Consider the following 14,892-nt stretch of genomic DNA (forward strand, 5'->3'; position numbering starts at 1 on the left):
TTTCGCGGCTTTGGCGGGTTTGTTCGGCAATGTCGTTCTCGCGATCTGTGACGGGTGTTTGCTAATCGCTATGGCCGACTCGCGCAACCCGGGATGAGGGAAGATCCGGCCCCGGATCAGGCATCGGGATCGCGGTAGTCATGGGTCTTGCCCCGCCAGTCGCGGATCAGCCATCGCCCCGGCGCGACCTGCTGTGCGTGGCCCGGATCCAGCGGCACCTTGCCATGCCCGCCGGGCAGGTCCAGCACATATTGCGGCAGGCAGGTGCCCGAGATGCGTCCGCGCAGGCGCGCCATGATCTCCTGCCCCTCGGTGATCGAGGTGCGGAAATGGCCGGTGCCGCGCGCCAGGTCGCAGTGATGCAGGTAATAGGGTTTGACGCGGTTGCGGATCAGCGCGCGAAACAGATCGGCCAGCGTGTCGGCATCGGCATTGACGCCGCGCAGCAGCACCGTCTGCGACAGGAGCGGGATGCCGGCATCGGCCAGCCGGGCAAGGGCGGCGCAGGCATCCGGCGTCAACTCATTCGCGTGGTTGCTATGCAGCACGAGCCAGACCGTCAGCCGCGCCGGACGCAGCGCCGCCAGCATGGCCGGGTCGATGCGGCCGGGGGCGACCACCGGGATGCGGGTATGGATGCGCACCAGATCGACATGGGCGATCCCGTCCAGCCGCGCCATGACCGCCGCGATGCGGCGCGCGGACAGCACCAGCGGATCGCCGCCGGTCAGGATCACCTCGCGGATGGCCGGGGTCGCGGCGATATGGGCCAGCGCGGCATCTATCTCGCGCGCGGGCAGGGTGCCCTCATCGCCGACCACCTCGCGGCGGAAACAGAAGCGGCAATAGACCTCGCAACTGCGGGTGATGTGCAGGATCGCCCGGTCGGGATAGCGATGGGTCAGGCCGGGGACGGGGCTGTGCGCCTCGTCGCCGATGGGATCGGCCAGTTCCTCGGGGCGGGTGATCAGCTCGCGCGGGTCGGGCACGAATTGCGCGGCGACGGGATCGGCCGGGCCGTCCGTCTGCACGGCGGCCCGCATGGCGGGCGTCATGCGGATGCGGAATCCGGCCGCGACCTGCTCGAGCCGCGCGGCATCGCCCGAGGGCGCAAGGCCGGCGGCGATCATCTGCGATACGGTGGTCAGGGGGCGTTCGGGCACGCGGGCCTCATCGGGGTTGCAAGGGCGGGCGTTTAACCCGGGGCTGCCCGCCCTTGCAAGGCTGCTTAGCCGCCGGCAGCCGCGCGCATTGCCTGCCGGCGGGCGACGCGGGCGCGGATCGCGTCCAGATCGGTGACCGGCGTGGCGGCGAAAAGCTCGCGCGTATAGGGGTGCTGCGGATCGGCAAAGACCGCCTCGCGGCTGCCCTGTTCGACCGCCTCGCCCTGGTTCATCACCAGCACGTCATCGGCGATATAACGCACCACCGACAGATCGTGGCTGATGAAGACATAGGCCAGGTTGAACTCTTCCTGCAGATCCGCCAGCAGGTTCAGCACCTGCGCCTGCACCGACAGGTCCAGCGCCGAGACCGGCTCGTCCAGCACCAGCAGCGTCGGGTTCAGCATCAGCGCCCGCGCAATCGCGATCCGCTGCCGCTGCCCGCCGGAAAACATGTGCGGATAGCGGTTGAAATGCTCGGCCGGCAGCCCGACCTTGACCAGCATTTCGCGCGCGCGGTCGCGCCGTTCCGGGGCGGGCGTGTCGGTGTTCAGAAACAAGGGCTCCATCAGCACATCGCCGATCTTCTGGCGCGGATTCAGGCTGCCGTAAGGGTTCTGGAACACTATCTGCACCTTGGAGCGCATTTCGCGCGTGGGGCGGGTCTTGCCGATATCGACGGGCTTGCCCTCGATCAGCAGCTCGCCCCCCGTTGCCTGGTCGATCAGCGCCACGATCCGCGCCAGAGTGGACTTGCCCGAGCCGGATTCGCCCACGATGGCCAGCGTCTTGCCGCGCTCGACCGCGAAACTGATCCCCTTGACCGCATGCACCGTTTTCGCCGGGCGCATCAGCGAGCCCGCGATGTGATAGTCGCGGATCAGGTTCCTGCCTTCGACGACCACGCTCATGGCTGTGCCTCGTGTTCAAGGAAGCTGGCCACGGTGGACAGCCGGTCGCCGGTCGCGTTTTCCGGCAGGGCTGACAGCAGCGCGCGGGTATAGGGGTTCTGCGGGTTCTCGAACAGGCTCAGCACATCGGCCTCTTCCATCTTCTTGCCTTTGTACTGGACCTGCACGCGGTCGGCGGTTTCGGCCACCACGCCCATGTCATGGGTGATCAGGATCAGTGCCATGCCGGTTTCCTGCTGCAATTCCATCAGCAGATCGAGGATCTGCTTCTGGATGGTCACGTCCAGCGCCGTTGTCGGCTCATCCGCGATCAGCAGGCGCGGATTGGTGGCGATGGCCATGGCGATCATCACCCGCTGCGACTGCCCGCCCGACATCTGGTGCGGATAGGATTTCAGCTTGCCCTCGGGGTCTGGCAGGCCGACCTGTTCGAACAGGTCGATGGCGCGGGCGCGGGCGGCCTTGCGCGACAGGCCCGCGTTCAGGCGCAGCACCTCCTCGATCTGATAGCCCGCCGTGAAGGAGGGGTTCAGCGAGGCGATGGGTTCCTGAAAGATCATCGTGATCTCGCGCCCGATGATCTGGCGACGCTGGCGCGGGGTCATCGACAGCAGGTCGCGGCCGTCGAACGTCATCTCGTCGGCGGTGACGGTCGCGGTATCGGGCAAAAGCCCCATGGCCGCCAGCATCGAGACCGACTTGCCCGAGCCCGATTCGCCCACGATGGCCAGCACCTCGCCCTTGTCGACATGGACGTCGATGCCGTCCACGGCGGTGAAACTGCCGGTCGAGGTGCCGAAGCGGACGGTGAGATTGCGGATTGTCAGCAAGGCCATGGTCTCAGCTCCGCTTCAGTTTCGGGTCGAGCGCGTCGCGCAGCCCGTCGCCCATCAGGTTGATCGCGAGGACCGAGGTCAGGATCGCGAGACCCGGGAAGGTCACCACCCACCAGGCTCGCAGGATGAATTCGCGCGCCTCGGCCAGCATGGTGCCCCATTCGGGCGTCGGCGGCTGCGCGCCCATGCCCAGAAAGCCGAGCGCCGCCGAATCCAGCACCGCGCTGGAAAAGCTGAGCGTCGCCTGCACGATCAGGGGCGCCAGACAGTTGGGCAGGATGGTCCGGAACATCAGCCGCAGGTTCGAGGCCCCGGCCACGCGCGCGGCGGCGACATATTCGCGGGCCTTTTCGCCCATCACCGCGGCGCGGGCCAGGCGGGCGAAATGCGGCTGATAGACGATGGCGATGGCGATCATCGCATTGGTCAGCCCCGGTCCCAGAACCGCGACCAGAACCAGCGCCAGCAGCAGCGAGGGAAAGGCCAGGATCACGTCCATCACCCGCATGATGACGCTGTCGACCCAGCCGCCGTAAAAGCCGGCGATCAGCCCGATCACCACACCGCCGGTCAGCGCGATGGCGACGACGACGATGCCGATGAACAGCGAATATTGCGATCCATGGATCAGCCGCGACAGCATGTCCCGGCCGACCGCATCGGTGCCCAGCAAAAATTCCGCGCGCCCGCCCTCGGCCCAGACGGGCGGCACCAGAAGCGCGTCGCGATATTGCTGCGTCGGGTCATGCGGCGCCAGCAACGAGGCGAAGACGGCGGTCAGGACCAGCAGGACAAAGACCGCAAGCCCAAGCACCGCGCCACGGTTCTGGCTGAAATAGAACCAGAATTCCCTGAGCAGCTGGCGGCGGATGGCCGCGTCCGAGGTGGTAAGATTGCTGTCGGTCATTGGTGCCGGATCCTTGGGTTGATGAGACCATAGGTCAGGTCCACGATCAGGTTCACGATCATCACGATGCCGGCGATCAGCAGCAGGCCGCTTTGCACCACCGGGTAATCGCGGCGCGAGATCGAATCGATCATCCACTTGCCGATGCCGGGCCAGGAAAAGATCGTCTCGGTCAGGATGGCGCCGGCCATCAGCACGCCGATCTGCAAGCCGATGGTGGTGATCACCGGGATCATCGCGTTGCGCAGCGCATGCACGCCGATCACGCGGGCGGGCGGCAGGCCCTTGGCGCGGGCGGTGCGGACGTAATCCTCGCCCATGACCTCAAGCATGGCGGAACGGGTCTGGCGCGCGATCACCGCCAAGGGGATCGTGTCCAGCACGATCGAGGGCAGGATCAGGTGGCTGACGGCCGAGGCGAAGGCGCCATCCTGCCCCGACAGCAGGCTGTCGATCAGCATGAAGCCGGTGACCGGCGGAAAGTAATACATCAGCGAAATGCGCCCCGAAACGGGCGTCCAGCCCAGGATGCCGGAGAACAGGATGATCAGCAAAAGCCCCCACCAGAAGATCGGCATGGAAAAACCGATCAGCGCGCCGGTCATGGAGATCTGGTCGAACCAGCTGCCGCGTTTGATCGCGGCGATGACGCCCACCGGAACGCCGACGAAAGCCGCGATCAGGATGGCGACCAGCCCCAGTTCCACCGTGGCCGGAAACAGCGCCAGGAATTCGTCCAGCACCGGCCGCTTGGTGACCAGCGAATTGCCCAGATCGCCCTGCAGCAGATCGCCCAGATAGCCAAGATATTGTTGCCAGACCGGCTTGTCATAGCCGAGCTGCGCCGCGATCTGGGCATAGCGCTCGGGCGACACGCCGCGCTCGCCCGCCATCAGCAGCACCGGATCGCCGGGCAGCAGCCGGATGAAGCCAAAGGCCACCAGCGTGATCCCGAGCAGCGTCGGGACGAGATAGAGTAGTTTCGAAAGAATGAACCTGATCATCGAATCCTATGCCTCAAAGGCCGTGCGAAAGGAAATTCCGCACGGCCGCAAGCGTTTCTGCCCGATCGAAACTATTCGGTCAGGTCGACGGATTCGAAGGTGTAATCGCCCAGCGGCGACTGCACGAAGCCGGTGACGTTCCTGGCCATCGGCACATATTGCGTCGAATGCGCCAGCGTGGCCCAGGGCGCCTGATCCTTGAAGATGACCTGCGCCTGTTCATAAAGGCTGGTGCGTTCCGCCGGGTCCGAGGTCGCCTTGGCCCTGGCCAGCAGGTCCGAAAACTCCTCGTTGCACCAGAAGGCGCGGTTGGCGCCGCCCGGCGCCGCCGAGGCGCAGCTCAGCAGTACCGACAGGAAGTTGTCCGGGTCGCCATTGTCGCCCGTCCAGCCCAGGATGACGGCGCCCTCGCGGCCCTCTTCCATCGACTTTTTCAGGTATTCGCCCCATTCGTAGCTGACGATCTTGACCTTGACGCCGACCTTGTCGAAATCGGCCTGGATCATCTCGGCGGCGCGGCGCGCATTGGGCATGTAGGGGCGCTGCACCGGCATCGCCCAGACCTCCATGCTGAGATCGGTGACGCCGGCATCTTCCAGCATCTTCTTCGCGGCTTCGGGATCGTAGGCATCGTCCTCAACCGCGTCGTTATAGGACCACATGGTTGGCGGGATCGGGTTCTTGGCGACCTCGGCGCTGCCCTGATAGACGGCCTCGATCATCGCCTGCTTGTCCATCGCCATGTTCAGCGCCTTGCGGACCTGCGGATTGTCGAAGGGGGCGACGGTGGTGTTATAGGCCAGATAGCCGACGTTCAGGCCGGGCTGCTCGTCCAGTTTCAGGTTCGGATCGGCGCGGATGTCGTCCAGATCGGCGGGCGCGGGATAGGGCATCAGGTGGCATTCGCCGGCCTTGAGCTTTTGCAGCCGCACCGAGGCGTCGGGCGTGATCGCGAATACCAGATCGTCGATCTTGGGCGCTTCGCCCCAGTAATCGGCGTTCTTCTGGTAACGGATCACCGCGTCCTTCTGATAGGCCACGAACCGGAACGGGCCGGTGCCGATGGGCGCGTTGTTCAGATCCTCGCGGGTGCCGGCGGCCTCCAGCGTATCGGCATATTCCTTGGACAGGATCGACACGAAGGGCATGGCGACATTGGCGAGGAACGGCGCCTCGGGCTGGTTCAGGGTGAACTTGACGGTATTGTCGTCGATCTTCTCGATGGATTTGATCAGCTTGTCCATTTCCATCGACGAGTAATATTCATAGGTGATCCCGGCCAGGTACTGGTTCCAGGGATGGTCGGCATTGGCCTGACGCTCAAAGGTGAAGATCACGTCATCGGCGTTGAAATCGCGGCTGGGCGTGAACTTGTCATTCGCGTGGAACTTGACCCCCTGACGCAGCTTGAAGGTATATTCCAGGCCGTCCTCGGACACCTCCCAGCTTTCCGCCAGGGCGGGCTCGATTTCGGTCGTGCCGGGCTTGAACTGCACCAGACGATTGTAGACGGCATGGCCCGATGCGTCGAAGGTGGTGCCGGCGGTATAGGGCGCGGGGTCGAAGCCCTCGGGCGAGCCCTCCGAGCAATAGACGAAGGTCTTTGCATGCAGCGGCGCCGCAGCCATCACGGCCAGCGCGGATGCGGCCAGCATCCGGGGTGAAAAAATCGACATATTACCTCCCATGTCTAGATTTATTATCATGCCTGATGCAAACCAATCCGGGCGCAAGGTCAAGCCTTGTGCCGCAAAGAATAGCAGATCCGCCCGCATGACGCGACGAAATGACGAAGACGCGGCGCGGTTTTCGGCGAATTGTCGGCGATCATCGCGGCGCGGGTGCTGGACCTTTGGCGCCGGCGGGTGCAATGAAAGGGAACAGATCAGGGACGGCCCGGTCCCGCCCAACCCCCGAGGAAGCCATGCCCTTCACCATCGCCATCGACGGACCGGCCGCCTCGGGCAAGGGAACCATCGCGCGATCGCTGGCCCGGCATTTCGGTTTTCACCATTTGGATACCGGGCTGCTTTACCGTGCGATCGGCGCCATGGGCGGCGATCCGGTCGCGGCGGCGCGGTCGCTGACGCCCGCGGATCTGGCCCGTGACGATCTGCGCACGGCCGAGGCCGGGCAGGCCGCCAGCCGCGTCGCCGCCATCCCCGAGGTGCGCGCCCTGCTGGTCGATTTCCAGCGCGGCTTTGCCCGGCAGGATCCGGGCGCGGTGCTGGACGGGCGCGATATCGGCACGGTGATCTGCCCCGATGCCCAGCTGAAGCTTTACGTGACCGCCTGCGACGAGGTGCGCGCCCAAAGGCGGGCGGCCGAGCTTGGGGTGGATGCCGGCGATCTGCTGGCCGAATTGCGCGAACGCGATGCCCGCGATGCGGCGCGCAGCGCCTCGCCGATGCGGCCGGCGGACGATGCGCTGATCTTCGATACCAGCGACATGACCATAGACGAGGCCGTGGCGCTGGCCGTCGCGCGCGCCAGGGAGGCAGGCGCATGAGCTTTTCCCTGACCCATCTGCAGGTTCCCGTCATCCAGGCTCCGATGGCCGGCATCGCCACGCCCGCGCTTGCGGCGGCGGTCAGCCGGGCAGGGGGGCTGGGTTCCTTGGGGCTGGGTTCCTCGCATGCCGATCAGGCGGCCGCGATGATGGCGGAAACGGCGGCGCTGCTGGGTTCGGCGCGCTATGGCGTCAACCTGTTCTGCCATCGCCCGGCAACCGCCGATCCCGCGCGCGAGGCGGCATGGCTGGATTACCTGCGCGCCGAATTTCACCGCGCGGGGGCCGAGCCGCCGGCGGCGCTGCACGAGACCTATCGCAGCCTTCTGGTCGATGACGCCATGCTGCGCGCGGTGATCGCGGCCCGGCCCGCGATGATCAGCTTTCACTTCGGCCTGCCCGATGCCGCGCGCCTCGCCGCGTTGCGCGGGACCGGCGCGCTGCTGGCCGCGACGGCGACCTCGCGCGCCGAGGCGCAGGCGATCCGCGCTGCCGGGCTGGATGCGATCATCGTGCAGGGCCATGAGGCGGGCGGCCATCGCGGCATCTTCGATCCCGACGGGCCGGATGAATGCCTGTCCACCGCCGAATTGCAGGCGGCGCTTGCGGATATCGGCCTGCCGCTGATCGCGGCGGGCGGCATCATGGACGGGGCGGATGCGGCGCGCCACCTGCGCGCGGGCGCCGTGGCGGTGCAGATGGGCACGGCCTTTGTCGCATGCCCGGAATCGGCGGCCAGCGATCTTTATCGCGCGCGGCTGACGCAGGCGCGGCCGGTGATGACGCGGGCGATCTCGGGACGCCCGGCGCGGGGGCTGGAAAACCGGCTAACCGCGCTGGCCGGGGCGGCGGATGCGCCGGCGCTGCCCGATTATCCCATCGCCTATGACGCGGCCAGGGCACTGCACCGGGCCGCCGGCGGGACCGATTACGCCCCGTTCTGGGCCGGCACCGGCGCGGCGCGGGTCCGCCCCATGCCGGCGGCCGATCTGGTCGCGCTGCTGGGGCGCGAAATCGCCGCCGCCAGCTAGCGTTTTCCGGGCGCCGGCGCTTGCCAGAACGCCTTCGGGGCGCTATACGGCGCGGGTCAGGACAAGCGATGGGGCCAGAACGGGCCGCTTCAGGACAGGGTCGGGCGTCGCGCCGCGACCCTTGTACTTGTTCCGATGGCTACAAAAAGACCGGCGGAGCCAACCGTCAGGCCGGAAAACAATGTAAAGGAAACTGGATATATATGTGCGCTAAAGCGACCATGGAGGAGTTCGAGGCCCTCCTGAACGAAAGCCTCAGCATTGACACCCCCGACGAGGGTTCGGTCGTCAAGGGCCGCGTCATCGCCATCGAGGCGGGCCAGGCCATCATCGATGTCGGCTACAAGATGGAAGGCCGCGTCGATCTCAAGGAATTCGCCAATCCCGGCGAGGATGCCAAGCTGGCCGTCGGCGATGAGGTCGAGGTCTATCTGGACCGCGTCGAGAACGCCCGCGGCGAGGCCTCGATCTCGCGCGAGAAGGCCCGCCGTGAAGAGGCCTGGGACCGCCTGGAGAAAGCCTATGCCGCCGAAGAGCGCGTCGAAGGCGCCATCTTCGGCCGCGTCAAGGGCGGCTTCACCGTCGATCTGGGCGGCGCCGTGGCCTTCCTGCCCGGCTCTCAGGTCGATGTCCGCCCGGTGCGCGATGCCGGCCCGCTGATGGGTCTCAAGCAGCCGTTCCAGATCCTGAAGATGGACCGCCGCCGCGGCAATATCGTCGTCTCGCGCCGCGCCATCCTGGAAGAGAGCCGCGCCGAGCAGCGCGCCGAAGTCATCGCCAACCTGACCGAAGGCCAGACTGCTGATGGCGTGGTCAAGAACATCACCGAATACGGCGCCTTCGTCGATCTGGGCGGTGTTGACGGGTTGCTGCACGTCACCGACATGGCCTGGCGCCGCGTCAACCACCCGTCCGAGATCCTGTCGATCGGCGAGACCGTCAAGGTCCAGGTCGTCAAGATCAACAAGGAAACCCACCGCATCAGCCTGGGCATGAAGCAGCTTCTGGCCGATCCGTGGGATACGGTCTCGGAAAAATTCCCGCTGGGTTCGGTCCATGCCGGCCGGGTGACCAACATCACCGATTACGGCGCCTTTGTCGAACTGGAAGCCGGCGTCGAGGGTCTGGTCCATGTCAGCGAAATGAGCTGGACCAAGAAGAACGTCCATCCCGGCAAGATCGTCTCGACCAGCCAGGAAGTCGACGTCATGGTGCTGGAAATCGACGAGGCCAAGCGCCGCGTTTCGCTGGGTCTCAAGCAGACCATGCGCAACCCGTGGGAGGTCTTTGCCGAAACCCATCCCGCCGGCACCGTCATCGAGGGCGAGGTCAAGAACATCACCGAATTCGGTCTGTTCGTCGGTCTGGAAGGCGATATCGACGGCATGGTTCACCTGTCGGACATCAGCTGGGATGCCCGCGGCGAGGACGCCATCCAGGACTTCCGCAAGGGCGATGTCGTCAAGGCGGTCGTGCAGGAGGTCGATATCGACAAGGAGCGCATCTCGCTGTCGATCAAGGCGCTTGAAAACGAGGCCATGGCCGAGGCGGTCGAGGGCGTCAAGCGCGGCTCGGTCATCACCGTCGCGGTCACCGCGATCGAGGATGGCGGCATCGAGGTCGAATATAACGGCATGAAGAGCTTCATCCGCCGTTCGGATCTGGCCCGCGACCGTCAGGACCAGCGCCCCGAGCGTTTCCAGGTCGGCGACAATGTCGATGTGCGCGTGACCAATATCGACACCAAGACGCGCCGTCTGGGCCTGTCGATCAAGGCCCGCGAGATCGCCGAGGAAAAGGATGCGATCGAACAGTATGGCAGCTCGGACTCGGGCGCCTCGCTGGGCGATATCCTGGGTGCGGCGCTGAAAAGCAAGAACTGACACCCGTTGACGCGATCGACGCCCCCGGCTGGTCCGGGGGCGTCTGACTTTCAGCTGCCAAAACCGGACGGTTCGAAAAAATCGGGCAACCATTTCCGCGGTAAGGCGTTCTGCCATTGATCGCCGCGTACCCATGCATAAGATCGCCGTGGCGGTGTCCTTGTTGGAGCCCATATTCAGGAAGTGCCATGATCCGGTCCGAATTGATTCAAAAAATCTCGGAAGAGAACCCCCATCTCTTTCAACGTGATGTCGAGCGCATCGTGAACACGGTATTCGAAGAGATCATCGACGCCATGTCCCGTGGCGACCGGGTCGAGCTGCGCGGTTTCGGCGCATTCTCGGTCAAGAAACGCGACGCGCGCCAGGGCCGCAACCCCCGCACCGGCGAGGCGGTCAGCGTCGAGGAAAAGCATGTTCCCTTTTTCAAGACCGGCAAGCTCCTGCGTGACCGGTTGAACGGCGGCGCCGAATAGGCCAGATTGGCCGCGAAGATTTCAACGGGGTGAACTTATGCGCGCGATCCGGCTCGTTTTCATTGTCATTCTGGCCATCGTGCTGATTCTGGTGGCAACCGCGAACCGGGCGCCGATCACCATCGGCCTGCTGCCGCAGAACATTGCCGAATTTACCGGCCGTGACTGGGCGCTGACCATGCCCGGCTTCCTGGCGCTGTTCCTCGCGATGGTTTTCGGCGTTCTGGTCGGCCTGGTCTGGGAATGGCTGCGCGAGGCCCATCTGCGCGCTGAATCGAAAACCCGCGCGCATCACCTCGCCCGGCTCGAGCGCGAGATGGGCGATCTGCGCCGCACCCATGCCGCCTCAAAGGACGAGGTGCTGGCGATCCTTGACGATACCCCGGCGCGCAAGCCGGCGACCCCGGCCACGGGGGGCGCATTGCCCGCGCCACGCTAGGCCATGCCCGTCTCTGTCAAGATCTGCGGCCTGACCGAGCCGGCAGGGCTTGGTGCCGCGGTCGATGCCGGCGCGCGCTATGTCGGCTTTGTCTTCTTTCCGAAATCCCCGCGCCATATCGCGCCGGATCGCGCGGCCGATCTGGCCGCCCGGGTGCCGCTGGGCGTGGCCAAGGTGGGGCTGTTCGTGAACCCCGACGATGCGCTGCTGGGCGATGTCCTCTCCGGGGTGCCGCTGGACATGATCCAGTTGCATGGCAGTGAAGCGCCCGCGCGCGTGGCCGAGGTCAAGGCGCTGACCGGCCTGCCGGTGATCAAGGCGGTCGGCATGGCGGAGCCGCGCGATCTGGATGCGCTTTGGGATTACGGGCTGGCGGCGGACATGCTGCTGATCGACGCCAAGCCGCCGCCGGACGCGGAGCTGCCCGGCGGCAACGGGCTGGCCTTTGACTGGCGGCTGCTGGCGGGGCGGCAGATGCTCAAGCCATGGCTGCTCGCCGGCGGCCTGACCCCCGACAATGTGACCGAGGCGCTGCGCCTGACCCGCGCGCCGGGCGTCGATGTCTCATCGGGGGTGGAAAGCGCGCCGGGCATCAAGGATCCCGGGCGCATCCGCGACTTCATCGCCCGCGCCACGGCACCGATCCTGTGAACCGGGGCGTCGAATTCCGTCACGCCACCCGCGCCGATCTGCCCGCCATCGTGGCGCTGCTGGCCGATGACCGGCTGGGCAGAACCCGCGAAAGCACGGATCTCGCCCCCTATCTGGCCGCGTTCGAGGCCATGCAGGGCGAAGCCGCCAACCATCTTGTCGTCGGCACCATCGGCGCCGATATCGTCGCCTGCTACCAGATCAGCTTTATCTCGGGCCTGTCGCTCGCCGCCACCCGCCGCGCCCAGATCGAGGGCGTCCGCGTCGCCGCCTCGCATCGCGGTCGGCGCATTGGCGAGGCCCTGATCCGCGACGCCGAGGCCCGTGCCCGCGCCGCCGGCTGCGGGCTTTTGCAGTTCACCAGCAATCGCAGCCGCCAGGACGCGCATCGTTTCTATGACCGGCTCGGCTTTACCCCTTCGCATATCGGATATAAGAAACCCCTTTGACGGGCGTCATCGGCGCCCGCATACCCACGTCCCGACCGCGCGAGGAGAGCCATGGCCGAAGACCTCATCAACAGTTTCATGAACGGCCCGGACGAGCAGGGCCGTTTCGGCATTTTCGGCGGCCGCTTCGTCAGCGAGACGCTGATGCCGCTGATCCTCGATCTCGAGGCGGAATATGAACGCGCCAAGCAGGACAAGGACTTCTGGGCCGAGATGGAACATCTCTGGACCCATTATGTCGGCCGCCCCAGCCCGCTTTACTTCGCCCCCCGCCTGACCGAAGAGCTGGGCGGCGCCAAGATCTATCTCAAGCGCGAAGAGCTGAACCATACCGGCAGCCACAAGATCAACAACGTGCTGGGCCAGATCCTGCTGGCGCGGCGGATGGGCAAGAGCCGCATCATCGCCGAGACCGGCGCCGGCCAGCATGGCGTCGCCACAGCCACCGTCTGCGCCCGTTTCGGGTTGAAATGCGTGGTCTATATGGGCGCCCATGATGTCGAGCGGCAGGCCCCGAACGTGTTCCGCATGAAGCTGCTGGGCGCTGAGGTGGTGCCGGTGACCAGCGGTCGCGGCACGCTGAAGGATGCGATGAACGATGCGCTGCGCGACTGGGTCACCAATGTCCGCGACACTTTCTACTGCATCGGCACCGTGGCCGGCCCGCATCCCTATCCGGCCATGGTCCGCGATTTCCAGGCAATCATCGGCCGCGAGACGCGCAGCCAGCTCGAGGCGCAAGAGGGCAAGGGCCGTCTGCCCGACAGCGTGATCGCCGCGATCGGCGGCGGCTCGAACGCGATGGGGCTGTTCTATCCGTTTCTCGACGAACCTTCGGTGCGCATCATCGGGGTCGAGGCGGGCGGCAAGGGCGTCGACGAGCGCATGGAGCATTGCGCCAGCCTCAGCGGCGGCCGTCCCGGCGTCCTGCATGGCAACCGTACCTATCTGTTGCAGGATGCGGCCGGCCAGATCCTTGAAGGCTATTCGATCAGCGCCGGGCTGGATTATCCGGGGATCGGCCCGGAACATGCCTGGCTCAAGGAGCGGGGCCGCGCCGAATATGTCAGCTGCACCGATGACGAGGCACTGGCGGCCTTCCAGACCCTGTGCCGGCTGGAGGGCATCATCCCCGCGCTGGAGCCCTGCCACGCGCTGGCCCATGTCATCAAGATCGCGCCCGATCTGCCGCGCGATCATATCATGGTGGTGAACCTGTCGGGGCGCGGCGACAAGGACATCTTCACCGTCGCCCGGCATCTGGGGCAGGATATCCAGGGCTAGGCGGCGAAAGCCGCGCCCCGGCGCGCGCTATCGCGTGGCGCGCGCCTCGGCCACCAGCTCGGCCAGCTGTTCCCGGGACATATAGCCGAACTGGGCGCGGTTCCCGGCGATGAAGCTGGGCGTGCCGACCAGTCCGATATCATCGGCCAGCGCCAGCGAATCCTCGATCTGCCGGGTGATGCGCGGCGATTGCATGTCCCGCTCGAGCCTCGGGACATCCAGACCGACCTTTCGCGCGACCCGCAGGACCGAGGCCTTTTCGGCCTTGCCGCGCATCGACATCAGCGCCCGGTGAAAGACCTCGTACTTGCCCTGCTCCCTGGCTGCCAGCGCCGCCATGGCGGCATAGCGCGAGCCCTCGCCGAAAACCGGGATCTCGTGCATCACCATCCTGATGCCGGGGTCGGATTGCAGCAGCGCGCGGACCTCGGGCATGGTCTTGCGGCAAAAGCCGCAATTGTAATCGGTGAATTCGACCAGCACGACATCGCCCTGCGGATTGCCCATGACGGGCGCCTCGGGGTCGTTGAAGACGGCATTCTTGATCGCGGCGATCTCTTCGTTGCTCAACTCCTGCGCGGCGGCGGGCAAGGCGAGCGGCGCGGCAAACAGCAGGATCAGGGCGAGGGCGGCGAAAGCGCGGCGCATGGCGGTTCCTTTCATCTGGCCCCATGCAAGCCATCAGCCGGCGCCACGGTCAAGCGCCGGCTGATGACAATGACGTGCGCCCGGTATCCGCCATGTGACGGATGATTCCCTTGTGCGTTTGGACATGTCTCGGGAATGGGACGCGATGACACCTGCCTTACCCTTGCCCCTCCGACCGAGCACAGCCGGAAGCGCTGATCTCAGACATGCAACGCTGCCCGAAAGATCCGCTGACGCTCGGTTATCTTTCTGGCGACGGCGGATGACCGCGCAGCGGCGCCACGCTGTTCGACGATGCCTCGCTACGGCGGCTGCGGCTCCGGGCCGGTCGAACGGCGCCTGATCTGGGAATACCTGCTGCCGTCCGGGGGCGAACGGGCAGCGGATACCTACCTGACCTTTCTGGCCGATCCATTTGAAATCGTTGGAGGCGAGATCTGTAACGCCGTCTCTACGGGATATCCTCTGGCCGCGCAGGAGGGGGAAAGGCTGGCGATGCGCCATTGCGTCCGGAGCCTGTCGCGCGAACTGGGCAAGATCGGCCGGCTGGCCGACTGCGCGAAATTCGGGCACTGGCAGGAGGTGCTGCTGCCTTCGACGCCCGGTCGGGTGCCTGAGCGCCCGTCCTCGGCTCGCGTCCTTCGCCCGTCCGATGACCCGCTTCGGTCGCGACAGCGCGCCGGGTGTTGAACCCGCGCGCG

General features: G+C 66.0%; 16 protein-coding genes. 9 read left to right on the forward strand and 7 right to left on the reverse strand.

Annotated elements, in window-relative coordinates; genetic code table 11:
• Positions 1 to 116: 116 nt before the first annotated feature.
• From IT41_RS06960 to IT41_RS06985, 6 genes are all read right to left on the reverse strand, one after another.
• Positions 117 to 1,130, reverse strand: a complete 1,014-nt coding sequence (locus IT41_RS06960) for a lysine-2,3-aminomutase-like protein (RefSeq protein ID WP_052081341.1) — start codon at positions 1,128 to 1,130, stop codon at positions 117 to 119.
• 98 nt (positions 1,131 to 1,228) lie between these two features.
• Positions 1,229 to 2,074, reverse strand: coding sequence for an ATP-binding cassette domain-containing protein (locus IT41_RS06965; protein WP_036739836.1), 846 nt, complete (start codon positions 2,072 to 2,074; stop codon positions 1,229 to 1,231).
• Positions 2,071 to 2,910 carry an ABC transporter ATP-binding protein gene (locus IT41_RS06970; RefSeq protein WP_052081327.1) on the reverse strand — a complete coding sequence of 280 codons (840 nt, stop codon included), beginning with the start codon at positions 2,908 to 2,910 and terminating at the stop codon, positions 2,071 to 2,073. The genes IT41_RS06965 and IT41_RS06970 overlap by 4 nt, the downstream gene beginning before the upstream one ends.
• A gap of 4 nt (positions 2,911 to 2,914) precedes the next feature.
• Positions 2,915 to 3,817 (reverse strand): ABC transporter permease subunit, encoded by a 903-nt coding sequence (locus IT41_RS06975; protein WP_036739838.1) that lies wholly within the window; start codon positions 3,815 to 3,817, stop codon positions 2,915 to 2,917.
• Positions 3,814 to 4,821, reverse strand: a complete 1,008-nt coding sequence (locus tag IT41_RS06980) for an ABC transporter permease subunit (RefSeq protein WP_036739840.1) — start codon at positions 4,819 to 4,821, stop codon at positions 3,814 to 3,816. The genes IT41_RS06975 and IT41_RS06980 overlap by 4 nt, the downstream gene beginning before the upstream one ends.
• Before the next feature lie 71 nt (positions 4,822 to 4,892).
• Positions 4,893 to 6,497, reverse strand: a complete 1,605-nt coding sequence (locus tag IT41_RS06985; protein WP_036739842.1) for an ABC transporter substrate-binding protein — start codon at positions 6,495 to 6,497, stop codon at positions 4,893 to 4,895.
• A gap of 248 nt (positions 6,498 to 6,745) precedes the next feature.
• Here IT41_RS06985 and IT41_RS06990 point away from each other — a divergent pair, with 248 nt between their 5' ends.
• From IT41_RS06990 to trpB, 8 genes are all read left to right on the forward strand, one after another.
• A complete protein-coding gene (locus IT41_RS06990) occupies positions 6,746 to 7,330 on the forward strand; it encodes a (d)CMP kinase (RefSeq protein WP_036739844.1) in 585 nt (194 codons plus the stop codon).
• Complete coding sequence (locus tag IT41_RS06995; protein ID WP_036739845.1) at positions 7,327 to 8,361, forward strand: NAD(P)H-dependent flavin oxidoreductase; 1,035 nt, start codon at positions 7,327 to 7,329, stop codon at positions 8,359 to 8,361. The genes IT41_RS06990 and IT41_RS06995 overlap by 4 nt, the downstream gene beginning before the upstream one ends.
• A 203-nt stretch (positions 8,362 to 8,564) precedes the next feature.
• Positions 8,565 to 10,244 (forward strand): 30S ribosomal protein S1, encoded by a 1,680-nt coding sequence (rpsA, locus tag IT41_RS07000; protein WP_036739846.1) that lies wholly within the window; start codon positions 8,565 to 8,567, stop codon positions 10,242 to 10,244.
• A 188-nt stretch (positions 10,245 to 10,432) separates the two neighbouring features.
• Entirely contained in the window at positions 10,433 to 10,720 is a 288-nt protein-coding gene (gene ihfB, locus IT41_RS07005) for an integration host factor subunit beta (RefSeq protein WP_036739847.1), read from the forward strand.
• A gap of 37 nt (positions 10,721 to 10,757) precedes the next feature.
• Positions 10,758 to 11,159, forward strand: coding sequence for a LapA family protein (locus tag IT41_RS07010; RefSeq protein ID WP_036739848.1), 402 nt, complete (start codon positions 10,758 to 10,760; stop codon positions 11,157 to 11,159).
• Between the two features lie 3 nt (positions 11,160 to 11,162).
• Positions 11,163 to 11,810 (forward strand): phosphoribosylanthranilate isomerase, encoded by a 648-nt coding sequence (locus IT41_RS07015; RefSeq protein ID WP_036739851.1) that lies wholly within the window; start codon positions 11,163 to 11,165, stop codon positions 11,808 to 11,810.
• Positions 11,807 to 12,259 (forward strand): GNAT family N-acetyltransferase, encoded by a 453-nt coding sequence (locus IT41_RS07020; protein ID WP_036739852.1) that lies wholly within the window; start codon positions 11,807 to 11,809, stop codon positions 12,257 to 12,259. The genes IT41_RS07015 and IT41_RS07020 overlap by 4 nt, the downstream gene beginning before the upstream one ends.
• A gap of 51 nt (positions 12,260 to 12,310) precedes the next feature.
• On the forward strand, positions 12,311 to 13,543 hold the full coding sequence (trpB, locus tag IT41_RS07025) for a tryptophan synthase subunit beta (RefSeq protein ID WP_036739853.1): 1,233 nt from the start codon (positions 12,311 to 12,313) through the stop codon (positions 13,541 to 13,543).
• Positions 13,544 to 13,570: 27 nt separating this feature from the next.
• On the opposite strand, the gene IT41_RS07030 is transcribed toward trpB, so the two are convergent.
• Complete coding sequence (locus IT41_RS07030; RefSeq protein ID WP_231564703.1) at positions 13,571 to 14,206, reverse strand: DsbA family protein; 636 nt, start codon at positions 14,204 to 14,206, stop codon at positions 13,571 to 13,573.
• A 279-nt stretch (positions 14,207 to 14,485) separates the two neighbouring features.
• Between IT41_RS07030 and IT41_RS07035 the strand changes: the two genes are divergently transcribed.
• Complete coding sequence (locus IT41_RS07035) at positions 14,486 to 14,881, forward strand: hypothetical protein (RefSeq protein ID WP_036739855.1); 396 nt, start codon at positions 14,486 to 14,488, stop codon at positions 14,879 to 14,881.
• Positions 14,882 to 14,892 lie beyond the last annotated feature (11 nt).

Origin of the sequence: Paracoccus halophilus (assembly GCF_000763905.1) — a bacterium.
Taxonomy (GTDB): Bacteria; Pseudomonadota; Alphaproteobacteria; order Rhodobacterales; family Rhodobacteraceae; genus Paracoccus; species Paracoccus halophilus.

Excerpts from the sequence above, each read along its gene's own strand:
- IT41_RS07030 (WP_231564703.1), bottom strand. The coding sequence starts at position 14,206 with ATGAAAGGAACCGCCATGCGCCGCGCTTTCGCCGCCCTCGCCCTGATC.
- IT41_RS06985 (WP_036739842.1), bottom strand. The coding sequence starts at position 6,497 with ATGTCGATTTTTTCACCCCGGATGCTGGCCGCATCCGCGCTGGCCGTG.
- IT41_RS06965 (WP_036739836.1), bottom strand. The coding sequence starts at position 2,074 with ATGAGCGTGGTCGTCGAAGGCAGGAACCTGATCCGCGACTATCACATC.
- trpB (WP_036739853.1), top strand. The coding sequence starts at position 12,311 with ATGGCCGAAGACCTCATCAACAGTTTCATGAACGGCCCGGACGAGCAG.
- IT41_RS06970 (WP_052081327.1), bottom strand. The coding sequence starts at position 2,910 with ATGGCCTTGCTGACAATCCGCAATCTCACCGTCCGCTTCGGCACCTCG.
- IT41_RS07015 (WP_036739851.1), top strand. The coding sequence starts at position 11,163 with ATGCCCGTCTCTGTCAAGATCTGCGGCCTGACCGAGCCGGCAGGGCTT.
- IT41_RS07010 (WP_036739848.1), top strand. The coding sequence starts at position 10,758 with ATGCGCGCGATCCGGCTCGTTTTCATTGTCATTCTGGCCATCGTGCTG.
- rpsA (WP_036739846.1), top strand. The coding sequence starts at position 8,565 with ATGTGCGCTAAAGCGACCATGGAGGAGTTCGAGGCCCTCCTGAACGAA.
- IT41_RS06995 (WP_036739845.1), top strand. The coding sequence starts at position 7,327 with ATGAGCTTTTCCCTGACCCATCTGCAGGTTCCCGTCATCCAGGCTCCG.
- IT41_RS06990 (WP_036739844.1), top strand. The coding sequence starts at position 6,746 with ATGCCCTTCACCATCGCCATCGACGGACCGGCCGCCTCGGGCAAGGGA.
- IT41_RS06980 (WP_036739840.1), bottom strand. The coding sequence starts at position 4,821 with ATGATCAGGTTCATTCTTTCGAAACTACTCTATCTCGTCCCGACGCTG.
- IT41_RS06960 (WP_052081341.1), bottom strand. The coding sequence starts at position 1,130 with ATGATCGCCGCCGGCCTTGCGCCCTCGGGCGATGCCGCGCGGCTCGAG.
- ihfB (WP_036739847.1), top strand. The coding sequence starts at position 10,433 with ATGATCCGGTCCGAATTGATTCAAAAAATCTCGGAAGAGAACCCCCAT.
- IT41_RS07035 (WP_036739855.1), top strand. The coding sequence starts at position 14,486 with ATGCCTCGCTACGGCGGCTGCGGCTCCGGGCCGGTCGAACGGCGCCTG.
- IT41_RS06975 (WP_036739838.1), bottom strand. The coding sequence starts at position 3,817 with ATGACCGACAGCAATCTTACCACCTCGGACGCGGCCATCCGCCGCCAG.